Below are 4,920 nucleotides of genomic sequence, written 5' to 3'. Positions count from 1 at the left end.
GATTTTTTGGTCCTTTTCGCTCCTGTTCTTCGTCAGATAGCCCGCTATCTTCCTCATCACAGAAGCGAAAATGCCTCAAAAACTCATCCCAAATCATCGCACGATAAATCCAAAACAGCTTCTTAATTTTTCTGATAAATTTGTTTAGCGGATATGAATCAATGCATGATTGAAAGGTTCAGTATCTGTTTCAAGCTGTCTTCCTTTTACGTTCTCCATATGGAAACCGTACGGTTTCCATATCGAAAACATACGGTTTCCATATCAAGAACGTACGGTTTTGAGATGGAAACTATAAAAGGAAGCTATCTGGATTAATAACGCAACCCAATCAGATACTTCAATTATATGGCTTGGGGAATTTGATTATAAATGCCCATAATATTTTTCTTACCCTGGAGCGACAGGGAAACGACCTTTAAAAACGCCCTATAAAGACTGCTCCAACCATTAGAGAATGGCTGGAGTATCTTTTTTTACCCGCAACATCAATACCCGACGGGTCTGTCCCGTTACCCGGAAACGATTATCGGTACGTTCGTTTACCAGCCATACGATATCATCACCGGCACACACCACATATTGGTTTTCTTTATCGAACAAAGAGTACTTGCGGTCGCGCAAATAGTCGCGCACCTTCTTGAATCCACGCATACCAAAGGGAACGAACTTATCGCCCGCCTGCCATTTACGCAATACCAGCGGAGCCTTTACCTTCGAAGCATCCAAACAAGCCACATGCACATCTTTCGGCACTTGGAAGCCTGCATTCACCTCAACCGTTTCCTGCTGCAAAGTCCATACCACTTCTTCCGTTTCTTCCCGTTTTCTGACCAGCAGGCAATCACGGTCGCGCAGAACCACATAATCCGCCGAATAAAACAACCTGCCCGATTCTCCATCCAAGCTACGGTAAATATCATTCAGTTGCGCCGAATTGAATCCCAGCGGATGCAACAATTCGAACAAAACCGCCTGCGGAGACACTTCCCGCAGCACAGAACTGATATGAATGCGCCCTTCATCATCCTTTACCCGCTTGCAAGACTCTTCCATTGACGAACGATAAACCGCCTCTACATCAGCAAGCCTACGCGCGGTCCCGGCGATGGTCTCGCTTACCGACGGATTGATTTCTTTCAATAGCGGAAGCACATCGAGCCGTATTTTATTACGCATAAACACATCCTTTGCATTAGTACTGTCGGTCACATAGTCCTGCCCCAACTGCTTCAGATAGCACAAAATCTCCTCACGGCTCACCTCCAGAAGCGGACGCACCACCTTACCGTTCTTTGCCGCAATGCCTTTCAATCCCTGTATGCCTGTTCCCCGAACCAGATTCAACAAGAAAGTCTCTACGCTATCGTCACGATGATGAGCCACAGCGATTGCCTGCGCTTGCTCTTGCATACGGATTTGTTCGAACCAAGCATAACGAAGCTCGCGTGCTGCCATCTCTACCGAGACATGATGCGCAGCGGCATATGCCTTCGTATCAAAATCAGCCACATGCAAAGGCACTTCCAGCCTTGCACACAAAGTCCGCACAAAAGCCTCATCCCGGTCCGATTCCGTCCCGCGCAAATGGAAATTACAATGGGCTGCCACACATCGTACACCCGATTCCACCAGCACACGCAACAAAGCTACCGAGTCGGCTCCCCCACTCAGTGCCACCACAACCGTATCACCTCCGGCAAACAAATCTTTCTCGCGGACAAATCGCAATATCTTCCTTTTAAACATAAAGCAAAGATAAGAAAAATACCTGACTATATGCAATGCCTCATGCACCTATGTGCAAAACCTCTTGCAGATAAGTGCTCCCAACACCCCATATACATACATTCTGAAGCGAAAACCGATGCAACTTCTTTGCATTCTATTTAAAAACAATCTAAATAACTTGCATAGCAAAAATCTATCTTATATCTTTGCCGCAAAATAAACGGCAACTATGAGACTATCAGAACTTAAAACTGGAGAAAAAGGAGTCATCATCAAGGTAATGGGGCACGGAGGATTCCGCCGGCGCATCATCGAGATGGGCTTCATCAAGGGAAAGACGGTGGAAGTACTGCTGAACGCGCCGCTGAAAGACCCTATCAAATACAAAATCATGGGATACGAGATTTCACTCCGCCGGCAAGAGGCAGAGATGATTGAAGTGATGAGCGAAGAAGAAGCACGTGCCTCCATGCACGAAGACCGGTTGCTCAACCCCATCGAAGAAGACATTCCCGTATCCGAAGAAAAGCTGAAGGAAATAGCACAGGGCAAACGGCGCACCATCAACGTGGCACTGGTGGGGAACCCCAACTGCGGCAAGACTTCACTTTTCAACATCGCTTCGGGAGCGCACGAACATGTAGGCAACTATAGCGGAGTAACGGTAGATGCCAAAGAAGGGCATTTCGATTTCCAAGGCTATCACTTCCGGCTGGTCGACCTGCCGGGCACCTATTCGCTCTCGGCATACAGTCCCGAAGAACTTTACGTGCGTAAGCACATCATCGATGAGACACCCGACGTCATTATCAACGTAGTGGATGCAGGCAACTTGGAGCGCAACCTCTATCTCACCACCCAACTCATCGACATGAATGTGCGCATGGTGGTGGCACTCAACATGTACGACGCACTGGAGCATAGCGGAAATACCCTCGACCATAAAACACTGGGGCAACTGTTAGGCGTACCTATGGTGCCCACCGTAAGCCGCACAGGAAAAGGCATCGACACACTTTTCCACGTCATCATCGGGCTATACGAAGGTGCCGACTTCATGGGGCAAAAAGATGAGATCAAGAATGAAGCCCTGCGCGAACTACGCCAATGGCACGACCAGTACGCGCCCGACCACAAGTTCGGAAGCAAGGAAGAAGAAGTACAAGAGTTTGACTCGAAAAGCTATATCCGCCACATCCACATCAACCACGGGCCGGAACTGGAGCGCAGTATCGATGCCGTAAAGAAAGAAATCTGCAAGAACGAGAACATCCGTTACAAATACTCCACCCGCTTCCTCGCCATCAAGCTGCTGGAAAACGACAAGGATATCGAGCAGCACGTCATCTCTACCCTTCCCAACGGCGCAGAAGTCATCCAGATACGCGACAGGGAAGCCGAACGCATCCGCCGGGCGATGAACGAAGACAGCGAACAAGCCATCACCGATGCCAAATACGGCTTTATCTCGGGCGCACTGAAAGAAACTTTCGTGGAGAAGAACCAGAACACCGAAGCATTCACCCGTGTGGTAGACAGCATCGTGACCCACAAGATATGGGGCTTCCCCATCTTCTTCCTCTTCCTGTACATCATGTTCGAGTGCACCTTCATCCTTGGTGCCTACCCGCAGGAGTGGATTGAATGGCTGGTAGCACAAATCGGTTCACTGGCCGAACATTACATGCCCGCAGGCCCACTCAAGGATTTGGTCATCGATGGCATCATCGGAGGTGTGGGAGGCGTCATCGTGTTCTTGCCCAACATCCTGCTGCTCTACATCTTCATCTCGTTCATGGAAGATACGGGTTACATGGCACGCGCGGCATTCATCATGGATAAAATCATGCACAAAATGGGATTGCACGGCAAGTCGTTCATCCCCCTCATCATGGGCTTCGGATGCAATGTGCCGGCTATCATGGCTTCGCGCATCATCGAAAGCCGCAAGGCACGCCTGGTCACCATGCTCATCAACCCGCTGATGTCGTGCAGCGCCCGCCTGCCCATCTATCTGGTATTGATAGGAGCCTTCTTCCCCAGCCACGCCAGCCTGGTATTGCTCTCGCTCTACGTAGCCGGCATCCTGCTCGCCGTGCTCATGGCACGCATCTTCAGCAAGTTCATCGTAAAAGGCGAAGATGCTCCTTTCGTCATGGAACTTCCACCCTACCGTATGCCTACGGCAAAATCGGTGGCACGCCACACCTGGGAAAAAGGCGCGCAATACCTCAAGAAGATGGGAGGAATCATCATGATAGCGTCCATCATCATCTGGTTCCTCGGATATTATCCCAACCACGACCGGTATGAAACTACCGCCGAACAGCAGGAGAACTCCTACATCGGCCAGATAGGCAAAGCCATCGAGCCCGTTATCGAACCGTTAGGATTCGACTGGAAGATGGGCATCGGCATCTTGTCGGGCGTAGGAGCCAAAGAGCTGGTAGTCAGTACGCTGGGCGTACTCTATACCAACGAAGAAGACATCGAGAATGTCAATCTCTCCGAACGCATCCCCATCACGCCCTTAGTGGCATACGGCTATATGCTCTTCGTACTGATATACTTCCCCTGCATCGCCACCATAGCGGCTATCAAGAACGAGTCGGGAAGCTGGAAGTGGGCAGCTTTTGCGGCTTGCTATACTACCGTACTTGCCTGGATAGTGGCGTTTGCGGTGCATCAGATAGGGAAATTATTTATTTAATTGACTAGTTGACATCGGTTTTAATTAGATAAATACATGCTATTAAAGACCTAGTACCTGGTCAACTAGTGCCTAGTTCCTAAAAATAAAACTCATGGACACACAAACTATCCTTGTTTATATCATCGTGCTGCTCTGCGTTATTTACGCAGGGCGGCACTTCCTGAAGTTCTTCAAGAAGAAGAAACCGGGACAAACCGATTGCGGGTGCGGATGCGGATGTGCCGGATGCCAGAAAGGGAAACACAAGAAACCTTGAAAACATTGCCCGATTAACTAATATTCACTATCCGCCCATAGGGAATTTCCAGCTTCCTTCCGTCATACAGATGAAACCAATTAAAGAAGCCAAAGTTATGAAAAAGTTATTCTTTTTAGAAGCTGTTTTGAATTTATCGTGCGATGATTTGGGATGAGTTTTTGAGGCATTTTCGCTTCTGTGATGAGGAAGATAGCGGGCTATCTGACGAAGAACAGGA

4 protein-coding genes are annotated in these 4,920 nt (G+C 48.9%); 2 read left to right on the top strand and 2 right to left on the bottom strand.

Annotated elements, in window-relative coordinates; all coding sequences use genetic code 11:
• Nucleotides 1-450: 450 nt before the first annotated feature.
• Nucleotides 451-1,749 carry a tRNA lysidine(34) synthetase TilS gene (gene tilS, locus B5F78_RS15930; RefSeq protein ID WP_087208762.1) on the bottom strand — a complete coding sequence of 433 codons (1,299 nt, stop codon included), beginning with the start codon at nucleotides 1,747-1,749 and terminating at the stop codon, nucleotides 451-453.
• Nucleotides 1,750-1,960: 211 nt separating this feature from the next.
• On the opposite strand from tilS, the gene feoB reads away from it, so the two are divergent.
• On the top strand, nucleotides 1,961-4,441 hold the full coding sequence (gene feoB, locus B5F78_RS15925; RefSeq protein WP_087407200.1) for a ferrous iron transport protein B: 2,481 nt from the start codon (nucleotides 1,961-1,963) through the stop codon (nucleotides 4,439-4,441).
• A 94-nt stretch (nucleotides 4,442-4,535) separates the two neighbouring features.
• The gene (locus tag B5F78_RS15920; protein WP_022039495.1) at nucleotides 4,536-4,700 is read left to right on the top strand and encodes a FeoB-associated Cys-rich membrane protein; all 165 of its coding nucleotides are present in this window, start codon (nucleotides 4,536-4,538) and stop codon (nucleotides 4,698-4,700) included.
• A 27-nt stretch (nucleotides 4,701-4,727) separates the two neighbouring features.
• Here B5F78_RS15920 and B5F78_RS17665 read toward each other — a convergent pair.
• The coding region (locus tag B5F78_RS17665) for a hypothetical protein (protein WP_204502744.1) at nucleotides 4,728-4,920 on the bottom strand (193 nt) is incomplete at its 5' end.

Source organism: Bacteroides sp. An279 (assembly GCF_002159615.1).
Taxonomy (GTDB): Bacteria; Bacteroidota; Bacteroidia; order Bacteroidales; family Bacteroidaceae; genus Phocaeicola; species Phocaeicola intestinalis.
Note: the sequence above shows the minus strand (reverse complement) of the source record. Positions and strands in the feature narration are given on the sequence as shown.